Genomic DNA, 26868 nt, shown 5'->3' on the forward strand with positions numbered 1-26868 from the left:
GATCTGCTCGTCATTTTTTTATGGATTACAAATCAAACGGACTTGATCCAAAATAAACAGTGCCACAGTGATACATAAGGTTAAACCTAAAAAAATACTTGTCGTGATTGAAATACTGTCTGTCAGTGTATTCTGATAGGCGAGTGTAATTCCGATTGAACTACATAACATCATGCAGAGCATTGCCATAAGAAGAACGAATTTGTGTGCAATAATTTTGTCTAGCATGATGTGTATCTCGTGGTTTAGCCGTTATAGTGTAACCGAATAATGTGACAACCGCGTTATGAGAATGTAACTTATTCTAACCAATTACGTGGCTTCAAATAATAGTCTGTTAGGCGTTGTTCTTCATCACTCCATTCGGGGCGATAAGACCAACTTACAAGATTAGGTAAACTTACTAAAATAGATTCTATGCGTCCGCCTGTTTGTAGACCAAAAATAGTGCCACGGTCATACACAAGATTAAATTCTACATAACGCCCACGGCGGTACAATTGGAATTCACGTTGTTCTTGCGTGTAGGGTTTTGCTTGGTTCTTTTCAAAAATAGGCAAAATACTATTTAAGTAACCATTACCCACTGCTTGCATATAGGCAAAGCATTTTTCAAAATCCCAACAGTTTAAATCATCAAAAAATAAACCACCTACGCCACGTTGTTCGTCACGGTGTTTTAAGTAAAAGTAATCATCACACCATTTTTTATGCTCATCGTAAACTGTATCGCCAAATGGTTGGCATAAATCGTAAGCATTTTGATGCCATTGTTTAATGTCATCATCGTTTGGATAAAATGGCGTTAAATCAAAGCCACCGCCAAACCACCAAATTGGGTCTTTGCCTTCACGTTCTGCTACAAACAGACGAATATTGGCATGTGATGTCGGTACATTTGGATTTTTAGGATGAATGACAAGAGATACACCCAAGGCTTGGGCTTTTGCACCTGCAATTTCGGGATGGCGAGCTGTAGCAGAAGCAGGTAATTGACGGATATTAATGTGAGAGAACATCACACCACCTTTTTCAATGACTTCGCCATCTTGTAATACGCGCGAGCGTCCACCGCCACCTTCGGCACGTTCCCAATCATCAATAATAAATTTAGCTGTACCGCCCCCTAAGGTTTCTTGTTGTTCAAGTGCAGTACAAATGCGTTCTTGTAGGTCAAGTAAGAATGTACGAACCCGTTGAATATCGGTTGAAGTAGGATGTTGCACGATGACCTCATACATAAATTAGAACTTCGTTAATAAAACCACAAAACCATAAAAAAAGTAAGGGATTATTTCTTGGAAAAATCATCTTGTTGATAAAGATGTGCCATACGCTCTACTTTGGTTTTTAAGTAATTTGCATTAAATGGATTTAAACCGACCGTGAGTGCAACACGATCTACCACATCAATGCCTAAATCAGTCAGTGCTTTTATTTTTAAAGGATTATTGGTAATCAGTTTCACTTGTTTAATATTTAAGTGATCTAAGATGATTTGGCACATATCATAGGTACGGGCATCGGCAGGTAAATTAAGAAGCAAGTTCGCATCTACCGTATCATGTCCCTGATCTTGTAAAGCATAAGCACGAATTTTATTGGTTAGTCCAATGCCACGTCCTTCTTGACGTAAATATAAAATAACGCCTTGTCCTGCTTCGTTAATGAGGCGTTGCGTGGCTTGTAATTGAGGTCCACAATCGCACTTTAAAGAAGCAAACGCATCACCTGTTAAGCACTCTGAATGAATACGTACCAAAACAGGCACATTGGGTGGGGTATCTAACCCTTTATGCAATGCAACGTGTTCTTCGCCTGTTTGTGGGTCTTGAAACACACTGATTTTAAATTCACCAAAAGCAGTGGGGAGTTTTGAAGTTGCAACAAAAGCAATCGACACAATCTAGCTCATTTTTGTATTTGAAAGATCAGAAAATTATAACGAAATGTTGATCTGTTAGGAGATTAAACATACAAAATTTACATCAAACATTTTATTTTTGTATAAAGCAGAAGATAATGGTTGATCAACCCTATTGTTTTTCAGGATAATTCCCCTCTTATTTGTGCCATACACAAATATATCCACTTACTCAGTTTAGGATATGCCCTCTAGAAGGCTTTACCCCATATGTTGTATACAAAAATACCGACCGAGCGTCCTGTTACACCATTGTTAGACACGATTAATCATCCGCAACAATTGCGTCAGCTTGATAAAACTCAATTAGAGCAAGTGGCAGACGAGTTACGTCAATATATTTTATATGCAGCAGGGCAAAGTGGTGGACACTTTGGGGCAAATTTGGGTGTGGTTGAATTAACCACAGCACTTCATTATTGCTTTAATACCCCAAAAGACCGCCTAATTTGGGATGTCGGACATCAAGCCTATCCACATAAAATTTTGACAGGACGCCGTGAGCAAATCACCACAATTCGTACAAAAGATGGTTTAGCGGCATTTCCTGCACGAGAAGAATCAGAATTTGATACGTTTGGTGTTGGACACTCTTCAACGGCAATCTCAGCGGGCGTGGGTATGGCATTGGCACGTCGCTATCAAAATAAACCGTGTGATGTGGTTGCCATTGTGGGTGATGGTGCAATGACCGCAGGTATGGCATTTGAAGCAATGAATGATGCGGTGGCACACCAAGCCGATGTGATGGTGGTATTAAACGATAATGATATGTCGATATCGTGTAGTACGGGTGGTTTTGCCAAACATTTAGCCGCAATTTGGGAACAAAAGCAGTACGTTAATATTAAAAATGGTGAGGTCATCATCGAGCCTCATCCTGAATGGGCTTATACCTCACGTTTGCATCAAGGTGCAACCACAGACCCAGATAACTTATTTAAAGCTATTGGTTTTGAATACTACGGACCATTTGATGGGCATGATGTTCAACAGCTTGTAAATGTATTTGATGAGCTTAAAAAACGTAAAGGTCCACGCTTAATTCATGTTTATACCAAAAAAGGCAAAGGTTTTGCCCCTGCTGAGGCAGACCCGATAGGTTTTCATGCCATTGCTAAACAAATTTCTGCTCAAACGCAAACCACAGTAAAGAAAAAAACACCGCCTAAATATTCAGATGTGTTTGGGCAATGGTTATGTGATGAAGCGGCACAAGACAATCGCTTACTTGCCATTACGCCTGCCATGTGCGAAGGCTCGGGAATGGTACGTTTTGCTAAAGAATATCCAAACCGTTTTTTTGATGTGGCAATTGCCGAGCAACATGCAGTTACCCTTGCTGCAGGTATGGCATGTGAAGGTTTAAAACCTGTGGTTGCTATTTATTCCACATTTTTACAACGTGGTTATGACCAATTGGTGCATGATGTTGCAATCCAAAATTTAGATGTGACGTTTGGTATTGACCGTGCAGGTTTGGTAGGCGAGGATGGTGCTACGCATGCAGGTGCATATGATTATGCCTTTATGCGTACTATTCCAAATTTGGTTTTAATGGCACCAAAAGATGAAAACGAATGCCGTCAAATGCTCCATACAGCATATCAATATAATGGACCTGCTGCGGTACGCTACCCGCGTGGTGTAGGTGTTGGTGTAGAAGTTGAATCAACACTCAAGACTTTAGATATTGGTAAAGCTGAAATATTACTCGAAATTAATACCGATCAAGAAAAAAACATTAGTGTGCTTGCTTTTGGTAGCCGTGTACAAGCATGCCTAGATATGGCACACACATTGGCACAACAGCTGAATGTAGGCGTGCGTATTATCAATATGCGTTTTATTAAACCGCTTGATACACAAATGTTACAGCAGATTGCCCCTAATACTAATCTTTTTGTAACGGTAGAAGAACATGCGGTGATGGCGGGTGCAGGCAGTGCCGTAAATGAAGCACTTGCACAGCTAAAAATTGTAAAACCAATATTAAACTTAGGCTTACCTGATACCTTTTTATCACAAGCAACACATCAACAAATGTTACATGACTGTGGCTTAGATACAGAAGGTTTAGCAAAATCAATTACTCAGGCATGGCAACAACAGCTTTAAATAAATTTTTTACATAAAAGCGTAGATATTTGCTAAAATACCTGCGCTTTTATGCATTATTCTTTGTCAAAATCTTTTCAATATTTGTAGTGGGTGTTTAATGGAACCTATGGTGGTGATGGCTGCGCGTGCGGCTCAGTTAGTTGGTCAAGAGCTTTTAAAAGCGCATAAAAATCGTCATAATTTAGATCTACAAGTTGAAGAGAAAGGGATCGATGGTCCTGTCACTCGTGTTGATCGCTATTTAGAACAGTTGGCGATTGAAACCCTCCGTAAAAGTTATAAAAATCACAGTTTCTTAGGTGAAGAGTTTGGTTACCAAGAAGGTAATGGTCACGATGCAGATTGGTGCTGGGTGATTGATCCTCTAGACGGTACATTAAACTTCATCAACGGTGTTCCACACTTTTGTATTTCGATTGCTGTACAGCATAAAGGTATTACGCAACATGGCGTAATTTATGATCCTGTGCGTGATGAGTTATTCTCTGCAAGCCGTGGTCGTGGTGCAATGATGAACCAACGCCGTATCCGTGTGAACACACGCGATAGCTTAAACAATACGTTCTTGTCTGTTGGTCATGCTTACCGTGCAAAACGTAATGGCGAAATCATTTCTTACGCAAAACAACATTTTGATGCATTGCTTGCTGTAACTGAAGCAGGTGCACAATTCCGCCGTACAGGTTCTGCTGCGCTTGATTTAGCGTATGTGGCATCGGGTCGTTTTGATGGTTTCTTTGAGCTTGGCTTGAAACCTTGGGATATTGCTGCAGGTGAGCTGATTGTGAGAGAAGCAGGCGGTACAGTAGTTGATGCACGTGGTGGTACAGATTCAGCTGAAAACGGTCAGGTGATTGCATCTTCTATGAAAATGCTGAAACCTTTGATGAAAGCGGTTGTACCTGCATGGGCAGACGCTGCTAAATAAGAATAAGAGGAGCAATTGCTCCTCTTTTTTTTAAAAATAGATGACATTCAAATTTATTCTGCTATACTTGCAGAACGCACTTCATTTCTGTTCATTACCTGAACATTTCTCTTCTTATTATTGTGTATGCGCGTGCGGTCCAAAGAGGACATATTCCCGCGCCCCAATCGCTAAAAGCGATCCTTCAGGTTAAAGCGTAATCAAGCGTGCGTATATAGTCCACATCGTCGTATTCGGATCGCCGCTGAACTCATATTTTCAGCCTTGTGTTGCTGTGCCGCTTTTTGCCGATGTTCATTTGTTATATTATTAAATGGAGCACCCCATTAGGGTGAAACTCTCTATGAGCAAAACTTTTGCCGATTTTCCTTTGCATGAATCTTTACAACAAGGACTGCAAAGCCTAGGTTTTACTACGCCTACTCCCGTTCAAGAACAATCAATTCCTGCAGCTTTAGACGGTAAAGATCTTTTAGTATCTAGCCAAACTGGTTCTGGTAAAACTGCTGCATTCTTATTACCAACACTACACGCACTTGCAGAACAAGATACATTTGTTCCTTTTAAAGACCGTATGCGTGCAGTAACACAACCAAAAATTTTAGTACTTTGCCCAACACGTGAACTTGCACAGCAAGTAAGCCAAGACGCAATTGGTTTTGTACGTCACATGAAAGGTGTACGTATTGCTGCAGTGATGGGTGGTATGCCTTTCGGTAAGCAAATCCAACAATTAAAAGGTGCACAAGTTGTTGTTGCAACACCTGGTCGTTTATTAGACCTTGTTAACCGTCGTCAAATTAAACTTGATCAAGTTGATGCATTAATTGTAGATGAAGCTGACCGTATGCTTGATTTAGGTTTCTCTGAAGACCTAGAAGCAATTAGCGATTTAGCAGCAAACCGTAAGCAAACATTAATGTTCTCTGCAACTTTTGCAGGTCGTATTATTAGCTTAGCTGAACGCATGATGAATGAACCTGAGCGTATTGCGATTGAGACAGGTCATTCTACAAATACTGATATTACACAAACATTACATTGGACTGATGGTTTTGAGCATAAGAAAAAATTGCTTATCCATTGGTTAAGTACTGAAAGTGTAGACCAAGCAGTTGTATTTGCAAGCACACAAGAAGACACAGATATGTTAGCTGAAGAGTTAGCAGAAGGTGGTCATTCTGTTGTTGCGCTTCATGGTGCAATGCCACAGTCTGTACGTAACCGTCGTTTACGCAGCATCCGTGAAGGTCGTGCAAAAATCTTAGTTGCAACAGATGTTGCGGCGCGTGGTTTAGACGTTCCGACAATTTCGCACGTAATCAACTTTGGTTTACCAATGAAAAACGAGGACTATGTACACCGTGTAGGTCGTACAGGTCGTGCGGGTCGTACAGGTCAAGCAGTTACACTTGCAACTTACCGCGAGCGTGGCAAAATCCGTGCATTAGAAGATTATTTAGAAGCTCGTTTAGAAGTTTCTGAAATTGAAGGTTTAGAGCCATCTCCACCGCCTGCACGCACAGGTCGTCGTGATGGTGGTGGCGGTCGTCGTGACGGTGGTCGTGGTCGCAGTGGCGGTGGTCGTCGTGATGGCGGACGTCGTTTTGAAGGCGAGAGCAGCTTTAAACGTCGTGAAGGTGGTGATCGTCCACGTCGCGAATTTAATAGCGATCGTCCACGCCGTGAAGGTGAAGATCGCCCACGTCGCGAATTCAATAATGATCGTCCACGTCGTGAAGGTGAAGACCGTCCACGTCGCGAGTTCAATAATGACCGCCCACGTCGCGAGTTCAATAATGATCGCCCACGTCGTGAAGGTGAAGACCGTCCACGTCGCGAGTTTAATAATGATCGTCCACGTCGTGAATTTAGCGAAGATCGTCCACGTCGCGAGTTTAACAATGATCGCCCGCGTCGTGACTTTAATAACGATCGTCCGCGCCGTGATTTTAACGATAAACCGCGTTTTGAATCAAATGGTGATGACAACCGTGGCAATCGTGTAGATTACAAACCACGTCGTGAAGGTGGTGATCGTCCACAACGTCGTGAGTTCAACAACGACCGTCCACGTCGTGAATTCAATAGTGATCGTCCACGCCGTGAAGGTGGTGACCGTCCGATGCGTCGTAAATTTAACGACTAATCAAAAAAGCCAGTGATTAATCACTGGCTTTTTTTTAATCCTCAACAATTCGAAGTTTAGATTTTTTTGGAGGTGTTGGTTCAGGTTGTGATTGTTGTTGTATATGATCATATTCTGTTGGATCAAAAAACAGCCCTTGTCCATTTTCACGCGCATAGATTCCCATCAAAGCTGAAAAAGGAATATACAGATTTTGTGATACACCACCAAAACGTGCAGAGAATGTAATTACTTCATTATCCGTATGAAATTGATGTACTGCATGTGGTGCAGCATTTAAAACAATTTGCCCATCTTTTACAAACTGTGCAGGCACAATTGTATTTTTTTGCGTTGCATCAACAAGTAAGTGTGGCGTGAGTTGGTTGTCACAAATCCATTCATAAATAGCTCGCGCTAAATATGGGCGCGTAGGTGTTACATTTAATTCTTGCTCAGACATACGATTCTCTAAGATTTTACAATAAATTTACTATAACGATTTTTTTCTTGTAATGTCATGGCTTTGACAAAGGCTGTACGATTAAATACACGCTGCATGTATAGATAAATAGCGCGACATTGTGCTTGAGGTAAGCTCACACCCATACTTTCTAAGCGTAATAACATAGGTGCAATCATACAATCTAAAATAGAAAACTGTTCAGACATAAAAAATGGAAAATGCTGAAAAAGCGGTGTGAGAGAAATAAGTGTGTCTTGTAATTTTTTTTGAGCAGCATTTTTTTGTTTTGGATCTAATGTATCTGCATGTTTGAGCATGATATCTGCAAGACGAAACCAATCTTGTTCAAAGCGCCAAATATATTGACGTTGTTCTGCACGTTCAACAGGTGCATCTGCATAAAGTTTGGTTTGCCGGTAACGGTCGTCTAAGTATTCAGTAATAATCGCTGTATTAAAAAGTTTTGAACCCTGATCAAGCAACATGGGTAAATTATTATAAGGATTTAAAGAGGCGAGGTCTTCGTCATCGTAATCAACTAAAATGAGCTCGTGTTTAATTTCTTTTTCGGCAAGAACAAAACGTACCCAATGTGAGCGAAAGTCATCTGCATGGCTAAAGAGCGTAAGACCTTGAGTTTCTAATGCCATAAAACAATAACAAGAAAATTGAATAAACAAGCATACTAAAAATAGCATGCAAAATCACGGACTAATAAAAAAACCTCGGTAATAACCGAGGCTTTTTGTCCAAATCTGTAAACGATTAACGTTTAGAGAATTGAGGACGCTTACGTGCTTTACGTAAACCAAGTTTCTTACGTTCAACTTCACGAGCATCACGAGTAACGAAACCAGCTTGACGAAGAGCAGGTTTTAAAGTCTCATCAGATGCGATAAGTGCACGAGTAATACCGTGACGGATTGCACCAGCTTGACCACCGATACCACCACCTTTAACAGTGATGTAAAGGTCATATTTACCAGTTGCTTCTAAAAGTTCTAGAGGTTGACGAACAACCATTTGAGCAGTTTCACGACCGAAATATTGCTCTAAAGAACGATTGTTAATTACGAGTTTACCAGTACCAGCTGACAAGAAAACACGTGCAGTTGCGGTCTTACGGCGACCTGTACCATAATTAGTAGCCATGTGCTGTATCCCTTAGATGTCCAAAACTTGTGGCTGTTGAGCAGTATGAGGGTGCTCGCTACCAGCATACACTTTCATCTTCTTGATCATTGCATAACCAAGAGGACCTTTTGGCAACATGCCTTTAACAGCGCGTTGTAAGATCTCTTCAGGTTTGTGAGCAACTAATTTTTCAAAATTAGTTTCTTTTAAACCGCCTGGGAATTCAGTGTGGCGATAGTATTTTTTGTCTTGCGACTTTTTACCAGTTACGTGAACATTTTCAGCGTTGATTACAACGATGTAATCACCAGTGTCTACGTGTGGAGTAAAAGATGTCTTGTGCTTACCGCGTAAACGACGAGCAATTTCAGTCGCTAAACGACCAAGAGTTTTACCAGAAGCATCAACAACGTACCAGTCGTGTTGAACTTCAGCTGGCTTCGCGCTGAGAGTTTTCATGAACTTCATACCTATTATAGTTGGTTTGGACAAAAAAGCCGTCCAAACAAAAGGAGTGCAGATTTTATATGATATTGTGGTAAATCACAATCATCTGATTGAATAAATTCGCCTTAAAGAAAAATATCAAATGAAAGCAGAAGACTCTTTAAAATACTTTTAGTAACTACTTTATATACCTTTTATTTTTTAGGGATACTTGGAATCAGGTAGGGTTATAAAAGCGTGGACGTTGGACTCGTGTTTGTCTATGCAAGTATAATTTATATTCCTATTGGTGACAGTATGAAATTTCTACCTTTTCATATTTATAAAAAGAAAAAAAGTATATTAGTTTGATTATTCGTTGTTATGTGTATAGGAACAGGAGTTTCTGAATATTTGCATCATATAGGTGTGTTACATTCAATGATAAGTTTTAATTTAAGATAGTTCATAAGATGAAACCGTTATATATAACGTCGGGTGAGCCTGCAGGTATTGGTCCTGATATTTGTTTGAGTCTTGCACAGCGCCAAGATGTACGTCCTATTGTGGTTTTGGCAGATAAAAATCTTCTTGTTAAACGTGCACAAAGGTTAAATTTAGACATTAATTTGATTGATTATGTTGGACAAGTAAATCCTTCTGCCATAAATAGCTTATATGTGGAGCATATAGATTTACCTTGTGAGGTGGTGGATGGTGAGCTTAATCCACAAAATTCGGTTTATGTATTAGAACAGCTTAAGCGCTCGGGTGAATATGCACTGACAGGAAAAAGTGTAGGGATCGCAACTGCACCGGTGCAAAAGTCTGTGATTAATGAAGCAGGTATTGGTTTTAGTGGGCATACAGAATTTTACCAAGAGCTTGCACAGGTTGAGCAAGTGGTAATGATGCTTGCAACTAAAAATTTACGTGTTGCACTAGTGACCACACATTTACCACTACGTGATGTATCAGATGCGATTACAAAAGAACGTTTGGTACAAGTAATTGATATTTTGCTCCATGATTTAAGAGCAAAATTTCAAATTAAACAACCCAAAGTTTTGGTATGTGGACTTAATCCGCATGCAGGTGAAAATGGTTATTTAGGGCATGAAGAAATTGATGTCATTAATCCTGTATTACAGCAGTATCAACAGCAAGGTGAAGATATCAGTTTATGTTTACCTGCTGATACGTTATTTACACCAACCCATTTAAAAAATGCGGATGCTGTTTTGGCAATGTATCATGATCAGGGCTTACCTGTGTTAAAATCGCAAGGGTTTGGTGAAGCCATTAATATTACGTTAGGTTTACCGTTTATTCGTACTTCGGTAGATCATGGCACTGCACTTTCTTTAGCAGGAACAGGGCAAGCGCAAAGCTCAAGTTTACATGTTGCTGTTGATTTAGCATTACATCTTGCTCAGTCTATTTAGTATTTGGAATTTTTTATGTATCAAATTAATGCCCTCAACCCTAAAGAAGAAGGGCATCATACACGTAAGCGTTTTGGTCAGAACTTTTTACATGATCAGCGTGTGATTGCTAAAATTGTACGTGCCGTAAACCCGCGTCCGGGCGAAAATATTGTGGAAATTGGTCCGGGTTTGGCAGCATTAACATCGCCATTAATTGGTGAGTGTGATGCCTTGACTGTGGTTGAGCTTGACCGTGATTTAGCAGCAGGTTTACCCGGACGAGTGCCATATCCTGAGCGTTTAACCATTGTAGAAGCAGATGCGTTGAAGTTTGACTTTAATGAACTGTTTAAAGAAGACAAACCGCTACGTGTTGTAGGTAATTTACCATACAACATTTCTACACCACTTTTGTTTCATCTCTTAGAGTTTGGTGGCAAGGTGCAAGATATGCACTTTATGCTTCAAAAAGAAGTGGTTGACCGTATTACTGCAAGCCCAAATACAAAAGAATATGGGCGTTTATCGGTCATGATTCAGTATTATTGTAAGCCGACATTTTTATTTGAAGTACCACCGGGGTCTTTTAACCCACCACCAAAAGTAACGAGTGCAGTGTTTCGCTTAATACCCTATGCGGATAAACCAATTGTGGCAAACAATGAAAAGGCTTTGGCACGTTTAGTTTCTCATGTATTTACGCAACGTCGTAAAACTTTGCGTAACAGCCTTAAAGGTATGATTAGTGAAGATGCATTTGAGCTAACAGGTATTAGTCCAATGGCACGTCCTGAAACACTGACGTTAGCACAATTTGTGGCGTTATCTGACCAAATGGTGAGGTAGAATGATAAAAGCGAAGCGTTACAACTATATTATTGGCGATTTACAGGGATGTTTTGAAAGTTTAAAACAACTTCTGAAAAAAATTGCATTTGATCCTACGCAAGATTTTATTTGGTTTGCAGGAGACTTAGTTGCGCGTGGGGAAAACTCACTAAAAACGCTTCGTTTAGTTAAACAGTTATGCGAACAAGGTGCTGCTGCAACTGTTTTAGGTAATCATGATTTAACATTAATTGCCTGTGCGCGTGGATTTAAAAAAGTAAATCCTAAAGATAAAATAGATGACATCTTAAATGCACCAGATTGTAATGAGTTGATTGATTGGTTATGTTGTCAACCTTTGTGTTTGTTTCCTAATCAAAATACAATTTTAACGCATGCAGGCGTGCCTTGTATTTGGACAGCACAGCAAACGCAAACATATGCTGAGGAAGTGAGCCAAGTTTTAAAATCGTCAAAACGAGATCATTTTTTAAAGCATATGTATGATACTGCTCCCACAGTATGGTCAGAGCAGTTAATAGGCAATAAACGCTATCGAACGATTGTTAATTATTTAACACGCATGCGATTAACATCTAATTTGGGTGAGCTTGAGTTTAGCTTTAAAGACAGTTTAGATGAACCAATGCCAAACGGCTTTGCGCCGTGGTTTACGTTTGCAAGCCCAACAGCTAAAACACATCAAATATTTTTTGGGCATTGGGCAGCTTTACAAGGTCAAACCGTTAGCCCAAAAATTCAGAATGTAGATGGAGGCTGTGTGTGGGGTGGGCAACTCATTGCATATTGTTTAGAGCATCAATCTTGTTTAAACCAAACCTGTGTACGCCCTAGCATTGATGTGCCTATATAACCACGAAGTTGAAGTTGTTTGTGGTTGGCACTGATTTTACCTTTAAGGTCATACATTTTTCCTGTAAGTGGATCAATAATTCTACCACCTTCATAAATACCAGGTTTTGTTTCCTTTAAGTTATGAATAAGATCTAAGCCAATAATAGGTTGATTGGTATAAGGTGCAGGACACTTAACACAAGTTTCCTTAGGTTTATAACCTTCGCGCGGTGTTACTTTAAGAATTTTACCTGTATATAAACCTGCTTTATCTTTAGTAAGTTCGATCATGGCTTTAGATGAACCTGTTTTATCATCAAATTGTTTCCAAACTCCAGAAATGTCTTCTGCACAAGCAGTATGCGTAATGAAAGCAACTAAGAGAGCCATATATTTAAAATTCATTTTATATCCTTGATAAAACATATTATTTTATGGCGGTTATTTAAACATCAATAATTATAAAAATACATCAGGTTTTAATAAAAAACCACGCTATTGCGTGGTTAAAGTTCGAATTCTTCTAAAGGTCGCTCAAATTGTATTGCCCGTTCGCCTAAAATCTCGTCTAAAGGTAAGTGCAGTTGTCTTACAATTTGTTCAAGTTTAGAGGGCGCAATAATCACACGTAAATTTAGATTACCTTCATCGTCATAGGCTTCGTTTTGAATGACGTTGAGTTCGTATAAACGTGTTCTCAATTTACCGTAGGCAGGTTTTAACACTAAATCGAAAGTCTGAATTTGCCCAACTAAACATTCTTGGACTGCTTGACGTAATTTATCTAGTCCCACGCCTGAATGTGCAGAAACATAAACCCGATCTGGCAAGTTAGGTTGTGCATAAATAATTTTAGCATCTTCGCCTGATTGATCAATTTTATTATATACACGTAAAACAGGCACATCTGCACCAATTTCTTTAAGTACACTTTCAACGGCTTCGATTTGCTCTAAAACATCAGGGCTACTGCTATCAATTACATGGAGCAGTAAGGTTGCTTCTAATGTTTCTTCTAATGTTGCTTTAAAAGATTCAACCAATGAGTGTGGAAGATCACGTACAAAACCGACTGTATCTGCAAGTACAAGTGCTCCAATCCCATCCCAATTTAAACGGCGTAACGTTGGGTCAAGTGTCGCAAATAGCTGATCTGCGGCATAAACCTCGCTTTGCGCTAGAATATTAAATAATGTTGATTTACCTGCATTGGTATAACCGACTAGCGATACCGTTGGGATATCCGCTTTTTGACGGGCAGCACGTCCTTGAATACGAGTTTGATGAACTTTATCGAGTTTACTTTGTAATTGAGTCATGCGTACACGTAGTAAACGGCGGTCAGTTTCTAACTGAGATTCACCTGGTCCACGTAAACCAATACCACCTTTTTGACGCTCTAAATGTGTCCAACCGCGAACTAAACGAGTTGATAGGTGTTCAAGCTGTGCAAGTTCAACTTGCAATTTACCTTCATGCGTACGGGCGCGTTGAGCAAATATATCTAAAATTAAACCTGTACGGTCAATGACACGGCATTTTAATATTTTTTCTAAGTTACGTTCTTGTCCGGGAGAAAGAGAATGATCAAAGATGACCAATTCTACTTCTAAGTCGTGAACAAGCGTTGCAATTTCTTCGGCTTTGCCTGAACCAATAAAGAGTTTTGGATCTGGTTTGATCCGTTGTGCAGTGATATGTTCTAAAATTTCTGCACCTGCAGATTTAGCTAAAAGTTGAAATTCTTCGCCATCAAGATCTTTAAGCATTTGGACAGTTACACTGACGAGAATTGCGCGTTCACCACCTTGATGTCGATCAAAATATTCCACTGATATAAGTACTCACTTTTTAAATTTATAGCCTGCACTTATGACATCGTAAAAATTTTACTTAGTCCAATAAGTGCGCCTGAATATAAAATAGCACAACCCACAATAGTTCTTAAGTGTGAAAATGCGTGTTGTGACAAAGTTTTGTTTTCAATATGTTGTAATGTCTTCATCATAAATCTCCTTAATATGAGTCTTATTTTAGGAGATTTATGTGTTTAAATGAAATTGAGAATTATTATTGTTTTGTTCGGAATTTTGAATAATTGTCTAAAAAGGTATAATGCGATCTATCTTTTTACGTTGAAATTTTTATGACAGCACAGAAAAAAGGTTTATCACGCTTACTACATTATACAAAAAAAGTAGGCAGTAGCATTGGTGCGATTGGGGCAGGGTTTTATACCGTTTATCGTTATGGTTTATATAAAGAACCAAATAATCCAAATAATACACAGTATGTTCAAAAATATTGCCGTCATTTATGCAAAGTATTTAATGTTGAATTGCAAGTACACGGAGAAACAGCACACAACACGCCTGCACTTTGGGTGAGTAATCATGTGTCTTGGTTAGATATTCCCGTGTTAGGTGCAGGTGCGCGTGTCTTTTTCTTAGCAAAAGCGGAAATTGCCTCTTGGCCACTCTTAGGTAAGTTGGCTAAAGGTGGAGGTACATTGTTTATCAAACGTGGTTCGGGGGATTCAAGCCGTGTGCGGGAACAAATTACAGCGTTTTTAAAACAAGACACGCCTGTTTTATTCTTTCCTGAAGCCACCACAACTGATGGAACTTATATTAAAAAAATTCATGGGCGTTTATTGGCATCTGCCATAGATGCACAAAAACCTGTGCAAATTGCACTACTCTGTTATGTCAATCAAGATGGAAAACTAGACGATGTAACACCGTATGTAGGAGATTTATCGCTTGCACAGCATATATTTAATGTTTTAGAAATGCCAAAAGTGATTGTGCACATGATGTGTCTGCCACAAATTTCGGTTGAAGGACATACGTTAGAGTCTTTAACAGAAACAGTGCAAACTGCCATGCAAAATGGTCTTAAAGATTTGCATCAATTGGTACTCAAGGCATGATTACATCATACCTTCTAAAGGTAACCATGAAATAAAGGTTAATCCTGATTTTTGCCACCATGACATCCCTGGTTCTTTAGGAAAGATTTTAATTTGATTATTCTTTTCTCGAATCCATTCAATATTTTGCTCGGGCGTGAGTACAAGTTCATAACTATAATAAGTAATGTCGTGTGTCATGGTGTTATGAATAGTTTGCGCGAGTTGTGGGCTATCGAGTAATACGCCAATCTCCGAGTTAAGGCGAGATGAACGTGGGTCTAAATTAAAAGAACCAATAAATACTTGGTCGTCCATAGCCATCATTTTGGCATGCAAACTAGAACGGCTAAGGTCTTTTAAACTAATCTTTGCTTCTTTAGATAAAAGTTTAGTGTAAGGACCTAAAGCTTTAGCACCTAAAGCAGGTAAAAACTCATATAAATGGACACCACTTTCTAAAAGTGGTTGACGATATTTAGAATAAAATGCATGCACAAGCCATACATCATTGGCTTTAAATGAGTTGGTCAGTACGCGTACATTGACACCATTTTTTGCTAAAGAACCAAGCATGGTCGCACCTTGTTTTTCAGGTACAAAATAAGCTGAGATAATATCTAAATTATGATGTGGCACGTTCATGTGCTGGGTCAGCTGGGCTTGTAGATATTCCTCAGGAAGTGCAGTGCCATGAATTTTAGCAGGCGAATCTTTGACAATTTCGGCTTTGACCCAATCTAATTGTAAATTGTGATAAAGCCATTGATTAAAGGCATTGCCATGATTTGCAAGGTTTAAGTAGTTTTGTACCGTAATACGTTGGTAATGTGCCGTGAGTTGAGCTTTTAATTCTGGGTAACGTAATGAATGTTGCCTTGGATTAACAATGTCTTTAACTGAATAAGCGTAGGTGTCATTCCAATAATCATCAAAAGAAGTTGAAATTTCATCTGCTGCTTTACCCACAAGCATGACATCCATATCAGAAAATTGATATTTATCACTGGTAAAAAAGTATTGATTACTCATGTTGCGACCACCAATAAGCGCAATTTGATGATCTACAATAAAGCTCTTATTGTGCATACGGCGATTGATCCGTTTTAGATCAATGACCATATCTAAAGGACGGAAATTTCGAAATTTGTAAGGATTGTATAGCTTTACTTCAATGTTAACATGTTGATTTAACGCCAATAAAATGCCTTCCATCTTTTTGGCATTATTGTCGTCAATTAATAGACGTACTTTAACGCCACGGTCGGCAGCTCTGATGATTTCATATAAGGCCAATGCACCAATTTTATCGTTATCCCAAATGTAATATTGTAAATCAAGCGTTTTTTGGGCTTTATTGATAAGACTTAATCGCGCTGCGATTGCTTCTAAAGGATCAAATAAAATATGGTAGCCTGTTAGTTCGGGGTTTTTATTCCGTAAGGGTGTGATAAGTTGTGCTAAATCGGTTTGAGATGTATCAATATCGGATACATAAGTCAGTTTTTGAGTGGTTTGATGGGGCAATGTACTGCATCCACCCAATGACAAGATTAGACCTAATGCAATCAGGCTTTTTTTTAAACAAGAATGTTGTTTTTGATTTTTTGGCATAAAATACATATAGGTAAACATGATCTGGATGAACGTATAGATGAGCTATTCTAAAGTAATTATTTTTACCTTCTATATCATTTTTGCACTCGTTGCAATTTGGGCAGGGATACAAGCATGGCAAAGTCAGGCAAAAACCGAAACGATTCATCCATATAAAGCCTTTTTACATTTATTTGTGTTTTACCAAACTTATTTATTTTTCCCGATGGCAGTTTTTAGTATTGCGGGAATTTATTTAGGTCGCTTTTCTTGGGCACAGGGAATTTCGTTGCTGATTATTAGTGTATTGATTATTTATGCACGCTTTATTGAACCTAATTGGATTCAGGTAAAACATACCTCTTATTCTTGGGATAAACCACTGCAACATCCTGTTAAAATTGCATTAATTGCTGATGTACATGTGGGGTTGTTTTCTGGCCATGAGTCGCAACTCAAACGCGTTGTAGAAAAGATTAACCAAGAACAGCCCGATTTGGTGGTTGTCGCAGGAGATTGGACATACGAGCCTGAAAATACACTAGCTGATGAGCTTTATATGCTAAAAGAGATTAAAGCGCCTGTATATTCGGTCAATGGTAACCATGATGAAGAAGTTCCTGGACCTCCTATTCAGCAGTTGCTTGCAGATGCATTACATCAAAACAATGTCATGGATATTGAAAAGAAAGTAATTGAATTTGATGAGTTTCGCTTAATTGGTGTGGGTGATATGTGGGCAGGTAAAAGTGATATGGAAATGATGGGTAAGCTACCGCAAGATAAGCCATGGATCATTTTATCGCATAATCCTGATACCGTGGAAATGGTACCTCAACTGCCAACACATCCTTTGATGTTGTCAGGGCATACGCATGGTGGGCAAGTTTATATACCATGGCTTACAGCCCATGTATTAAAACAAATTTCAATTGTGGGACATAATAAAGGTTTATATCAGCATAAAAATGCAGATGTTTATGTCACTGTTGGAACGGGTATGGTGGGTGTACCATTTAGATTTTTAATCCGCCCGACAGTGGATATTATTGAGCTTAAATAACAATTCTGCCGTGTGCATCGGCAGGTTTGCAAAATAAACTCAATTAATGCAATGATAGATGGAATATAAGTCCAACAAAATAGCAGATAAACGATACCTAAGCCAATTTTGAACACCTAAGTCACCTAAAAAGAAGGTAATTAGTAAATATGTGGTTTTATTAACTACATGTTTACCACTTTCAAATGCTACAGGTACAAAATCATTTTTATGTGAATTATCGTTTACGATATTAATGCGTTCATTGGGGTTCGGTGTTGTATCAAACTATATTTTAGAAACAAAGGTTTATCGCCAACTGTAGGTTTAGAGTTACAATCTACTTACCTCCAAAAGCACACTTGTTTTTGTCTTTCCGATAACGGGAACATTATTTATATGATTTCAGACACAAAAAAAGATCCTTCTTGAATACACGTAGAAGGATCAACAAACAGGCTTATTGGTTGGAGGGTATATCCAATAAGCCTTAGGAACACTTTATTTTTACCATACTTTATTGGCATGGTTTGCTGTGTTTTCGCAACGGTTTGTTAATGTTTAGTGTGCTTCATCCCAATTTAAACCACGTCCAACCTCAACTTCTAATGGAACAGAGAGCATAAGTACAGATGTCATTGCTTCTATAATCTTAGGTGTGAGTTCGTCTGCAATTGCTTCATCTACTTCAAATACAAGTTCATCGTGTACTTGCAATAAAAGTTTTGCCTGATCATGTGGCAGAATTTCATTTACTTTGATCATAGCAAGTTTAATGATATCGGCAGCACTACCTTGTAATGGGGCATTAATGGCAGCACGTTCAGCTGCTTTTCGTACCATAACATTACGTGCTTTAATATCAGGTGTGTATAAACGGCGTCCAAGTAGTGTTTCAATAAAGCCCTGTTCTAAAGCCACTTGGCGGGTACGTTGCATATATTCGTACACCCCCGGATAGCGATGGAAATATTCTTTGATATATGCCTTAGATTCTTCACGGGTAAACCCAAGTTGACGAATTAACCCAAATTCAGACATACCGTAAAGTAAACCAAAATTCACCGCTTTTGCCTGACGGCGTTGATCGGCAGTGACGTCATCAAGTGCGATACCTAAAACTTCGGCAGCTGTACGTTGATGGATATCTTGATTATTTTGAAATGCATCAAGTAACGCTTCATCTTGAGAAAAATGTGCCATTAAACGTAATTCAATTTGTGAATAATCGGCTGCTAAAATGACGCGCCCTTGCGGTGCAATAAAAGCTTGACGAATTTGACGACCTATTTCACCACGAATTGGAATATTTTGTAGGTTAGGGTCTGATGAGGACAAACGACCTGTTGCTGTAATGGCTTGATGATAGCTTGTATGAACACGCATTGTACGTGGGTTAGCTTGTTCTACTAGACGGTCTGTGTAGGTGCTTTTAAGTTTTGCAAGTCCACGATATTCCAAAATCGTTTCTGCAATTGGGTGTTCTAATTTTTCGAGTACGCTTTCACTCGTACTATATTGCCCTGATGCAGTTTTTTTACCGCCTGCAATACCAAGTTTATCAAATAAAATTTCGCCGACTTGTTTTGGCGAAGCAATATTAAAGCTTTGCCCTGCAAGTTCTGTGGCTGTATGTTCTAAAGATTGCATTTTTTCAGAAAATTTTGCACTTAGATCACCCAAAAAAGCAGGGTTAAGTTGAATGCCATCTTCTTCCATCGCCGTTAAAATTTCGGCTACAGGCACTTCTACCTTATGCAAGATGTGTAATAGGGTTGGGAAGGCTTGTAATTTTTCATTGAGTACTTCGTACAAACGATAGGTTACATGTGCATCTTCGGCAGCGTAGTGTCCTGCAACTTCAATTTCAATTTGGTTAAAGGTTTTTTGTTTAGCCCCTTTACCTGCAATTTGTTCAAAAGTTGTGGTCAGATGGCTTAAATATAAACGTGCTACATCGTCCATTCCATGACGCGTTGCTGTAGCGTTCAGCACATATGAGGCAAGCATGGTATCAAAATACCAACCTTTTAAATGGATGCCGTGATTTTTGAAAATATGTGCATCATATTTTAAATGATGCCCAATTTTTTGAACATTTGAATTTTCTAAGATGGGTTTAATTTGGCTTAGAATGTGTTCACGGTCGAGCTGTTGCGGTGCATTTTCGTAATCGTGAGCCAGTGGCACGTAGTAGGCTTCTTTTGCGTCAAACGCAATTGAGAATCCCACCATTTCTGCAAAGCGATAATCTAAACTTGTTGTTTCGGTATCAATGGCAAATTTTTGGGCTTGTTGCATACGTGCAAGCAAAGCTGTCCACGCCGTGCTATCAAGTACAATATGGTATTTTGCCTGACCTAATTGGTCATCTTGGCTAGTCAGTTGTGCTTGATCTTCTACTTTTTGTTGTTTGAAGGCTTGATTGTCAGGGTTGTTTGGGTGGTCTAAAGACTGTAACTGATTACGAAATTCAAGTTCTGTATATAAACGGCGTAATTCTTCTACACGTGGGTGGCTCAGTTTTAAATCTTCCCACTGCAAAGCAAGGTCTAAGTCGCACACAATGGTGGCAAGCTGATGATCAACTTTGATGTTATCGCGGTTTTCATCAAGGTTTTTGCCTACGCGTCCTTTAATATTGGCTGTATTGTCTAAAATATTTTGGAGTGTGCCGTATTCATTTAAAAGTTTAGCCGCTGTTTTTTGTCCAACACCCGGTACACCTAATATCCCGTCAGAGGCATCGCCCATTAAGGTTAGGTAGTCAATAATTTGGCAAGGCTCTACACCAAATTTTTCTTTGACTGCTTCAATATCAAGTACACGTTCTCTAAAACTATCTTCAAGTTTGACACGCTCATTGACTAATTGCGCCATATCTTTATCGCCTGTTGAAATAAGGACATCGTGTCCTTCTTTTTCAGCACGCTTGGTGAGTGTACCAATAATATCATCTGCCTCTGCGCCTGCAAGACTATAAACAGGGATACCTAAAGCACGAATAAGTTGATGTAAATATGGAATTTGCTCAGCTAAATCTTCAGGCATTGCAGGACGATCACCTTTATAAATAGGCGAAAGTTTATGGCGAAATGTTGGCTCAGGCGTATCAAATATCACAGCCATATGTGTGGGCTGCATACGGCGCATCAATTTTTGGATGGCTGCAATAGCTCCTCGTACTGCATTGGTATGTAAACCAGTCGAAGTTGTAAGAGGGGGAACAGCGTGATAAGCACGGAATAAAAAATAAGAACCATCGACCAAAACAAATGGTGGCATGCTAAATTTCCTAAAAATTAGTTATTTTGCTGTACAAAAACATCGGGTGAATTTACAAACCCCATTTTAGGTACAGAAAGGTGAATTTGGTTATCAATTAAACTATTGCGAATACGTTCTAAGAGTTCATCTTGTACATCGCCGTATCTTTCTTGCTGACACCACACAGAAAACGTCAGTTCAATGGCAGATTCTGCAAAACTTGAGACAGCCATTTGTGGTTTGGGATCGTCTAGAACTAAGTGGTAATCTTTTGCAGTTTTCATCAGCACTTCACGTACTTGTGTCAGATTTTCATCAAAATTAATAGCGAGTGTAATCGGAATACGGCGGATTGGATATTTAGATAAATTATAAACAGGTGTTCGAATTAGTTGTTCGTTCGGTACACGAATATAAGTGTTATCAATCGTCATCAGCTTGACTGAAAGTAAGTCAATTGAGACCACAGCACCTTCAATAATTTGCCCGCGAATCAGTGACATTTGAATAGTATCACCTACTTCAAAAGAGCCTTCGCCAATCAAAAATAAACCACTGATTAAGTTGGTGGCAGAGGTTTGAGAAGCGAAACCCAATGCAACCGTTAAAATTCCTGCTGCCCCTAAAAAGACACTAACTTTAAAGCCTGCTTCTTTTAAAGCTGCAATAATAAAAAATAAAAAAATGGCGTAAAAAATACCACGTCGCCACACCATACGCTGATGCGCATTAAAACGTAATCCAACGGTACGGATAAAAGTATTTGAAATTAAACGTGCAGCTAAGAAACCGATAACACACAGTAAAATCGCAACTAAAATTTCATTAATCCGATCCATATTAATGGTCGTAAAAATAGATTTTAGACTTTGTGCAAGATCTTGCGGAATTTGTGTTTTATCCATGAAATTCCTTAAAAGAACGAATCGAACATATTAAATAATACACCACCGGGTGAACGTGGTGGATGTACATAGGTAACTTCACCTGCGCGTGGTGGTGTGCGGTTTTCAATTCGTACACGCGGTGGACGGTCAGAAGTATCATGCACAACTTTAATATGAGATGTCCATAAACGACTTGTACTTTCACTAAAAAATAGCGGTAGTGCCACAACAGGAATATTCATACGGTCAAAACGCAGCTGTTCGTGACTGGTATTATGAAAAATAATAGGCGTGACTGCACGAAAGGCACGCCGTACAAGGGGTTCTAAATCTGTTACACCATTTACATCAGCGGCATAGCATAATTCGCCTGTACGTGTATCAGGTCCAAACCATGTTTCTTTAGGTTGAATAACAGGTAAGTCAAAAACTGGTTCTTTTTGTCCCTGTACAAATCCTGCAATCCATAAAGGTGTACTAATGTACAGCAAGCCCTTTTGTCCTGCAGGAACATAAATTGGTTCTATCGGACGGATCACAACGGAATGATCTGCCAAACGAGGCATAATCTGAAACTTATCTTGAGTTTTTCGAAACATATAGCGTTCAATATGTGTCGGTTTGGGCAGTTGAAACGTAGGATCTAGAATTTCGCGCCAACTTTGTTCATCATCGTGTTGTGTGTCGGGGCGGTGATATTCCATACGCCATTCTTGGGCATGACGTGTTAAACGAAAAAGAAGTGAGCCAAATTGCCACGTACGAGATTGATTAATTGCAAACTCATATTCTCCCCACCATTTGAACTGTGAGGGTTGCATTCTAAGTAGCTCTTCGGGTTTAGCAACCACGGGGATTCCTTTTAAGTTAAGCGACGATGCTGTATTAAAGGCATAGCCGAACGGATACGTTCTTGTTCTTCAAGGTCAAATGTATGAGTGATTACTTGATACGGTTTGGTTGCACGACTCAAAACATGTCCTTGACTGTCCACAATAGCAGAGTGACCCCATGTTTGGCGTTGACCGTGCCAACCGTCTTGAGCTGCACCTAAGACATAACATTGTGTATCTATAGCACGTGCTTGCAATAATATCTGCCAGTGCATTTGCCCTGTCGGATATGTAAAAGCGGCAGGGGCAGTTAAAATTTGTGCACCTTGTTGACGTAATGCAAGAGCTAACTCGGGAAAACGTAAATCATAACAAACCATTAGACCTAATGTACCAAAAGGTGTACTTACCGTAACAGGTGTATCACCAGGTTCAAAATAAGTTGATTCTTGATAGCCACCCACATGATCAGAAACGTTTACATCAAATAAATGAATTTTATCGTAACGTGCTTCTGTCTTTTCAGGGGAGATACATAAGCTTGTTGTACGAACACGACCATTGGGCACAGATGTACCATTTGGTCTAAATGGACATGGCAGGGTACCTGCAATCAGCCAAATATTATATTGATGTGCTAGGTGTTCTAAACGTTGTTGAATAACTTCAAACTGTGCAGCGGTTTCATGTTGTCTACCTGCTGCAAAGCAAACAAAATTCTCAGGTAAAACAAGTAAACTCGCACCTGTTGCAACACTTTGTTGAATTAAATGTTCAACATGCTGAAAATTGTCCTCAATTGAATCCTGAGAACTCATTTGTGCAACAGAGAGTTTGATGTTCATACTTGCTCAGATGACTCACATTCTTTTTCTAATTGTTTAACGAGGGGTTCAAAAATATTTTGGTTACTTTCACTAAGTTGACAAAGCGTTTTGTGTGCATCTAAAACAGTGCTTAACATATTGGCTTGAGTCACTTGACCATCGGGCAATGTTTTTGTGCATACAGCTGTTTCTTCATTACACGTTAAAATAACAAACACCTGTCCTAAACCCATACTGTTTGCAAGTGTTGTAATATCTGGATTAGTCGACAACATAACAGATTGAATATGATGGGCTTGTTTAAGCTTAATACCAAGTTTGGCTAAAATACCAAGAACTGTACTGTCAATAAAAGTTGTCTGAGTTAAGTCTACCACAGCACCAATCACATCAGATTGCTGTTCAATCTTACTCAATAGTTTGTCTAGACTTATACAAGATTGCGCACGAACTTCCCCAATAATTTTGAAAAAATGCGTACCATTCAAACTTGCATATTCAACATGACCTGTTGACATAGATATGCCATTTTTTGAGAAGGATTGTCAAATTATCCCATAGCCGATATGCAGACTCAAGAGGGGGAATGCATCACATTATTTCAAACGACAAATATTTAAAATAGCAATATCATCAGCCACATGTTGTGGTGGGGTAAACGTATGATTTTTGAGGTGTAAAATAAGTTGCTGAAATTGCTCGTTTAATCCCCCATCGTACGACTCTAAGGCACCATCAGAGCAGACAATAAAACGTGCATCTTTCGCTAAATTACATTCAAATTCTTCAACATCTAAATCTTCTGTGAGCCCTAAAGGAAAACTGCTGGTATTTAAAATAATAGGCTCTTCGTTTGGGTTAAATAAAATAGCAGGTGGATAATGTCCAGCACTTGACCAACGTAACGTATGCGTTTCAAAATTTAAAATGCCTGTAATCATGGTGATGTGCTTTTCAATATTTTCTTGTACTAACATTTTATTAAGTTTTTTAATTAATTCTTTAGGCGTTTTAGAACGTCCATGAAATGCTGCCATCCAAGAAGTAAGCAAACTGCTTGTAACACCATGTCCTGACACATCAGCTAAATAAAAGATAATTTCCTTATCACTAATTTTCCAATAATCGTACCAATCACCCGATAAATAAGTAGATGGTTTAAAAAAAGCGTCAATTGCATAGTTAGAAATTTGGATTGGGTCAGGAAGTAATTTTTTTTGTAAAACGGCTGCAGAAGGTAAATCACGACTATCTTGATTTCGCTTATATTGAGCATCAATTTTTTCAAGCGCAACGATAGGGTGCTCAGGAAGTTTATGCCAAACCCAACCTGCTAAAGCACCCACTTGCCATGCTTCTGCAAGTGCAGAGCCTTCATGTTCAAATGCCAAAACAATAGTAGGCAACCGCCAACGATATTTCAAAAAATCTTGCACATCTGCAATTGCAATTATATTTTGTTCGTAAAGCGGAATATCTTCGACATCAATCATCTGTACACTCGGTAAAGCACTTAACACATGTTCTAAATGTGAAACAGAACGAGTAGGGCGAATGAAATACATAAGCGAAAATATACCTAACTAAAAATTAATCATAAGCTAAATTACAGAATGACTCTACTCAGTAGCATCACTAACAAAAGAAACATCTTGATCTTCGGTACCTTTCTTTTCAGCAATTATAAATTTTTTACGCTGTAGGTAAATATCACGAATAGCAGAATAACGATCACCCTGTAAACCACTTTCCATATCAATTAAATTACTACGTAAATCAATTGCAGCTAGGCTTAAATCACCCCAATATAAACCTGGATAATCATCAAAGGCATATCGTTGAACTTGTGCTTGACTATCCACAATCGTGCCTAGCCCATCGCGCAATGTACTTGGGCCATAAAAAGGTAACATTAAATAAGGACCGGATGGAACACCGTAATAACCTAACGTTGTGCCTAGGCTTTCACCTTCATGTTGTAGATCTAGACGCCGTGCAGGATCGCCTAACCCTAATGTGGTAAGTGTATTTAAAGTAAAACGTCCAAATGTTTTAAGCGCTTTCATTGGTTTACCTTGTACTACTTGGTTAGTCGCATTCCAAGGCTCACCTAAATTACCGTGAAAATTTTCATAAGCGCCTTGTACTTCCTGTGGCACCTTAGTTTTATACTGTAAAGCAATCGGGCGTAAAGCATGACGATCTAAGAAATCATTAAAGCTATAAATTTTACGATTAAATGATTGAAATGGATCTTTAATATGCTCAGGTTGGGCTGCATTTGCATCTACCTTTAATTCATTAGAAAGAACTTTTAGATGTTGACGCAATTGACGCGTTGTTTTAGTTGTTGTTGCAAAAGAACTCTCAGTTGCAACTTCTGTTGTTGTTATAGTGTCATCAGACGGTTGAGTGTCATTTGCATACAAAGAAGAACTCATGCCCAAACAAACAAAAGATGCTAACCATATGCAAGATTGGCGCATAAAATAGTACCTAAAAATAGAAGAAACCTTTGCATTTTATAACATGAATAAAAAATAAGTTATATAAAACTGAAAAATGTCATTTTTAATGAACAATACTTTGATACTTTGATACTTTGATACTTTGATACTTTGATACTTTGATACTTTGATACTTTGATACTTTGATACTTTGATACTTTGATACTTTGATACTTTGATACTTTGATACTTTGATACTTTGATCTTCTAAGGAAGGGATGAAGTAGTGTTAGAGCTAAATATAATAATTGAAAATGTGTTTACCATGTCATTTTAATCTGTCATTACTAGCAATATCGCCTTAATAAATTCGATTTTTAAAGTTAAAAACCCAATCTGTTTACGGACAGAAAGAAATAAATCATTCAAAACGGTAGGGAAAAAGCCTATAAATTAAACAAAACCCCTTTATTTTCTTACGAATCGTACTATAAGTGATCGTTCATTAAAAAAAGTAAAAAAAAGGGTTGAGTTGTGTGAGGGATTGTCTATAATGCGTATCCATAGGCAGGGCGACTGAGAAAAAGTTGTTAAGAAACAACGAATTACGAAGAAGCTGAAAAAACATGTTGACAAAGATTTTAAATCGAGTAACATAGCCGACCTAGCTTGCTGATGACGAATTAGCGAGAAGATCATTAAGAGAATTGAAGAACAACTTGTGTGGATTTTTACTGATTGATCACTGATAAATTAAAATCATTGGTTACAATTAGTAAGAATTTACTCGAAAATTTATTTGAGCGAATATTGCTAGTAAT

Annotated in this window: 25 protein-coding genes and 1 pseudogene; 8 read left to right on the forward strand and 18 right to left on the reverse strand. The window is 38.7% G+C overall.

All coding sequences use genetic code 11. The annotated features are described in order from the left end of the window. Positions 1-18: 18 nt before the first annotated feature. From PCI70_RS10890 to ribA, 3 genes are all read right to left on the reverse strand, one after another. The gene (locus PCI70_RS10890) at positions 19-228 is read right to left on the reverse strand and encodes a hypothetical protein (protein ID WP_269915362.1); all 210 of its coding nucleotides are present in this window, start codon (positions 226-228) and stop codon (positions 19-21) included. A 71-nt stretch (positions 229-299) separates the two neighbouring features. Further along, positions 300-1226, reverse strand: a complete 927-nt coding sequence (gene hemF / locus PCI70_RS10895; protein ID WP_269915363.1) for an oxygen-dependent coproporphyrinogen oxidase — start codon at positions 1224-1226, stop codon at positions 300-302. A gap of 65 nt (positions 1227-1291) precedes the next feature. Continuing rightward, positions 1292-1903, reverse strand: coding sequence for a GTP cyclohydrolase II (gene ribA, locus PCI70_RS10900; RefSeq protein ID WP_269915364.1), 612 nt, complete (start codon positions 1901-1903; stop codon positions 1292-1294). A gap of 231 nt (positions 1904-2134) precedes the next feature. Between ribA and dxs the strand changes: the two genes are divergently transcribed. The 3 genes from dxs to PCI70_RS10915 all read left to right on the forward strand — a co-directional run bounded on the left by dxs (position 2135) and on the right by PCI70_RS10915 (position 7122). Further along, entirely contained in the window at positions 2135-4042 is a 1908-nt protein-coding gene (gene dxs / locus PCI70_RS10905; protein ID WP_269915365.1) for a 1-deoxy-D-xylulose-5-phosphate synthase, read from the forward strand. Between the two features lie 100 nt (positions 4043-4142). Then, positions 4143-4973 (forward strand): inositol monophosphatase family protein, encoded by an 831-nt coding sequence (locus tag PCI70_RS10910; protein ID WP_269915366.1) that lies wholly within the window; start codon positions 4143-4145, stop codon positions 4971-4973. 343 nt (positions 4974-5316) lie between these two features. Beyond that, a complete protein-coding gene (locus PCI70_RS10915; protein ID WP_269915367.1) occupies positions 5317-7122 on the forward strand; it encodes a DEAD/DEAH box helicase in 1806 nt (601 codons plus the stop codon). Between the two features lie 34 nt (positions 7123-7156). On the opposite strand, the gene PCI70_RS10920 is transcribed toward PCI70_RS10915, so the two are convergent. The 4 genes from PCI70_RS10920 to rplM form a co-directional block, all read right to left on the reverse strand. Then, positions 7157-7564, reverse strand: a complete 408-nt coding sequence (locus PCI70_RS10920; protein WP_269915368.1) for a ClpXP protease specificity-enhancing factor — start codon at positions 7562-7564, stop codon at positions 7157-7159. Between the two features lie 8 nt (positions 7565-7572). Beyond that, positions 7573-8217, reverse strand: a complete 645-nt coding sequence (locus PCI70_RS10925) for a glutathione S-transferase N-terminal domain-containing protein (protein WP_269915369.1) — start codon at positions 8215-8217, stop codon at positions 7573-7575. A gap of 115 nt (positions 8218-8332) precedes the next feature. Continuing rightward, positions 8333-8719, reverse strand: coding sequence for a 30S ribosomal protein S9 (gene rpsI / locus PCI70_RS10930; protein ID WP_016654987.1), 387 nt, complete (start codon positions 8717-8719; stop codon positions 8333-8335). Between the two features lie 12 nt (positions 8720-8731). Beyond that, the gene (gene rplM / locus PCI70_RS10935; protein WP_269915370.1) at positions 8732-9160 is read right to left on the reverse strand and encodes a 50S ribosomal protein L13; all 429 of its coding nucleotides are present in this window, start codon (positions 9158-9160) and stop codon (positions 8732-8734) included. A gap of 440 nt (positions 9161-9600) precedes the next feature. On the opposite strand from rplM, the gene pdxA reads away from it, so the two are divergent. Genes pdxA through PCI70_RS10950 form a run of 3 tightly spaced genes read left to right on the forward strand, consistent with a single transcriptional unit; the run spans position 9601 to position 12256 of the window. Then, on the forward strand, positions 9601-10572 hold the full coding sequence (gene pdxA, locus PCI70_RS10940; protein ID WP_269915371.1) for a 4-hydroxythreonine-4-phosphate dehydrogenase PdxA: 972 nt from the start codon (positions 9601-9603) through the stop codon (positions 10570-10572). A gap of 15 nt (positions 10573-10587) precedes the next feature. Then, on the forward strand, positions 10588-11400 hold the full coding sequence (rsmA, locus tag PCI70_RS10945; protein WP_269915372.1) for a 16S rRNA (adenine(1518)-N(6)/adenine(1519)-N(6))-dimethyltransferase RsmA: 813 nt from the start codon (positions 10588-10590) through the stop codon (positions 11398-11400). Between the two features lies 1 nt (position 11401). Continuing rightward, the gene (locus PCI70_RS10950; RefSeq protein WP_269915373.1) at positions 11402-12256 is read left to right on the forward strand and encodes a symmetrical bis(5'-nucleosyl)-tetraphosphatase; all 855 of its coding nucleotides are present in this window, start codon (positions 11402-11404) and stop codon (positions 12254-12256) included. Here PCI70_RS10950 and PCI70_RS10955 read toward each other — a convergent pair. The 3 genes from PCI70_RS10955 to PCI70_RS10965 form a co-directional block, all read right to left on the reverse strand. After that, positions 12202-12642, reverse strand: coding sequence for a DUF2147 domain-containing protein (locus PCI70_RS10955; protein ID WP_269915374.1), 441 nt, complete (start codon positions 12640-12642; stop codon positions 12202-12204). The two genes, PCI70_RS10950 and PCI70_RS10955, sit on opposite strands and share 55 nt — an antisense overlap. 101 nt (positions 12643-12743) lie before the next feature. Beyond that, complete coding sequence (gene hflX / locus PCI70_RS10960) at positions 12744-14069, reverse strand: ribosome rescue GTPase HflX (protein ID WP_269915375.1); 1326 nt, start codon at positions 14067-14069, stop codon at positions 12744-12746. Positions 14070-14107: 38 nt separating this feature from the next. Then, positions 14108-14245 (reverse strand): hypothetical protein, encoded by a 138-nt coding sequence (locus tag PCI70_RS10965; RefSeq protein ID WP_269915376.1) that lies wholly within the window; start codon positions 14243-14245, stop codon positions 14108-14110. Between the two features lie 138 nt (positions 14246-14383). Between PCI70_RS10965 and PCI70_RS10970 the strand changes: the two genes are divergently transcribed. Further along, on the forward strand, positions 14384-15169 hold the full coding sequence (locus tag PCI70_RS10970; RefSeq protein ID WP_269915377.1) for a lysophospholipid acyltransferase family protein: 786 nt from the start codon (positions 14384-14386) through the stop codon (positions 15167-15169). Here PCI70_RS10970 and PCI70_RS10975 read toward each other — a convergent pair whose 3' ends face one another. Next, positions 15170-16771, reverse strand: a complete 1602-nt coding sequence (locus PCI70_RS10975; protein ID WP_442865214.1) for a phospholipase D family protein — start codon at positions 16769-16771, stop codon at positions 15170-15172. A gap of 31 nt (positions 16772-16802) precedes the next feature. On the opposite strand from PCI70_RS10975, the gene PCI70_RS10980 reads away from it, so the two are divergent. Beyond that, positions 16803-17807: a metallophosphoesterase gene (locus PCI70_RS10980; RefSeq protein ID WP_269915379.1), complete on the forward strand. Its 1005-nt coding sequence runs from the start codon at positions 16803-16805 to the stop codon at positions 17805-17807. Between the two features lie 540 nt (positions 17808-18347). On the opposite strand, the gene polA is transcribed toward PCI70_RS10980, so the two are convergent. The 7 genes and pseudogenes from polA to PCI70_RS11015 all read right to left on the reverse strand — a co-directional run bounded on the left by polA (position 18348) and on the right by PCI70_RS11015 (position 26086). Further along, a complete protein-coding gene (polA, locus tag PCI70_RS10985; protein WP_269915380.1) occupies positions 18348-21071 on the reverse strand; it encodes a DNA polymerase I in 2724 nt (907 codons plus the stop codon). Positions 21072-21115: 44 nt separating this feature from the next. Next, a pseudogene (locus PCI70_RS10990) lies at positions 21116-21958 on the reverse strand (mechanosensitive ion channel family protein); the annotation flags it as partial. A gap of 8 nt (positions 21959-21966) precedes the next feature. Then, positions 21967-22761: a hypothetical protein gene (locus PCI70_RS10995; protein WP_269915387.1), complete on the reverse strand. Its 795-nt coding sequence runs from the start codon at positions 22759-22761 to the stop codon at positions 21967-21969. Between the two features lie 41 nt (positions 22762-22802). Continuing rightward, a complete protein-coding gene (locus tag PCI70_RS11000; RefSeq protein WP_269915382.1) occupies positions 22803-23618 on the reverse strand; it encodes a carbon-nitrogen hydrolase family protein in 816 nt (271 codons plus the stop codon). Beyond that, a complete protein-coding gene (gigB, locus tag PCI70_RS11005; protein WP_269915383.1) occupies positions 23615-24118 on the reverse strand; it encodes an anti-anti-sigma factor GigB in 504 nt (167 codons plus the stop codon). The genes PCI70_RS11000 and gigB overlap by 4 nt, the downstream gene beginning before the upstream one ends. A 78-nt stretch (positions 24119-24196) precedes the next feature. After that, positions 24197-25165, reverse strand: coding sequence for an RsbU family protein phosphatase GigA (gigA, locus tag PCI70_RS11010; protein ID WP_269915384.1), 969 nt, complete (start codon positions 25163-25165; stop codon positions 24197-24199). A gap of 54 nt (positions 25166-25219) precedes the next feature. Further along, complete coding sequence (locus PCI70_RS11015) at positions 25220-26086, reverse strand: MlaA family lipoprotein (protein WP_269915385.1); 867 nt, start codon at positions 26084-26086, stop codon at positions 25220-25222. Positions 26087-26868: the final 782 nt, after the last annotated feature.

The sequence above is a fragment of the Acinetobacter sp. HY1485 genome (assembly GCF_027568475.1).
Lineage (GTDB): Bacteria > Pseudomonadota > Gammaproteobacteria > Pseudomonadales > Moraxellaceae > Acinetobacter.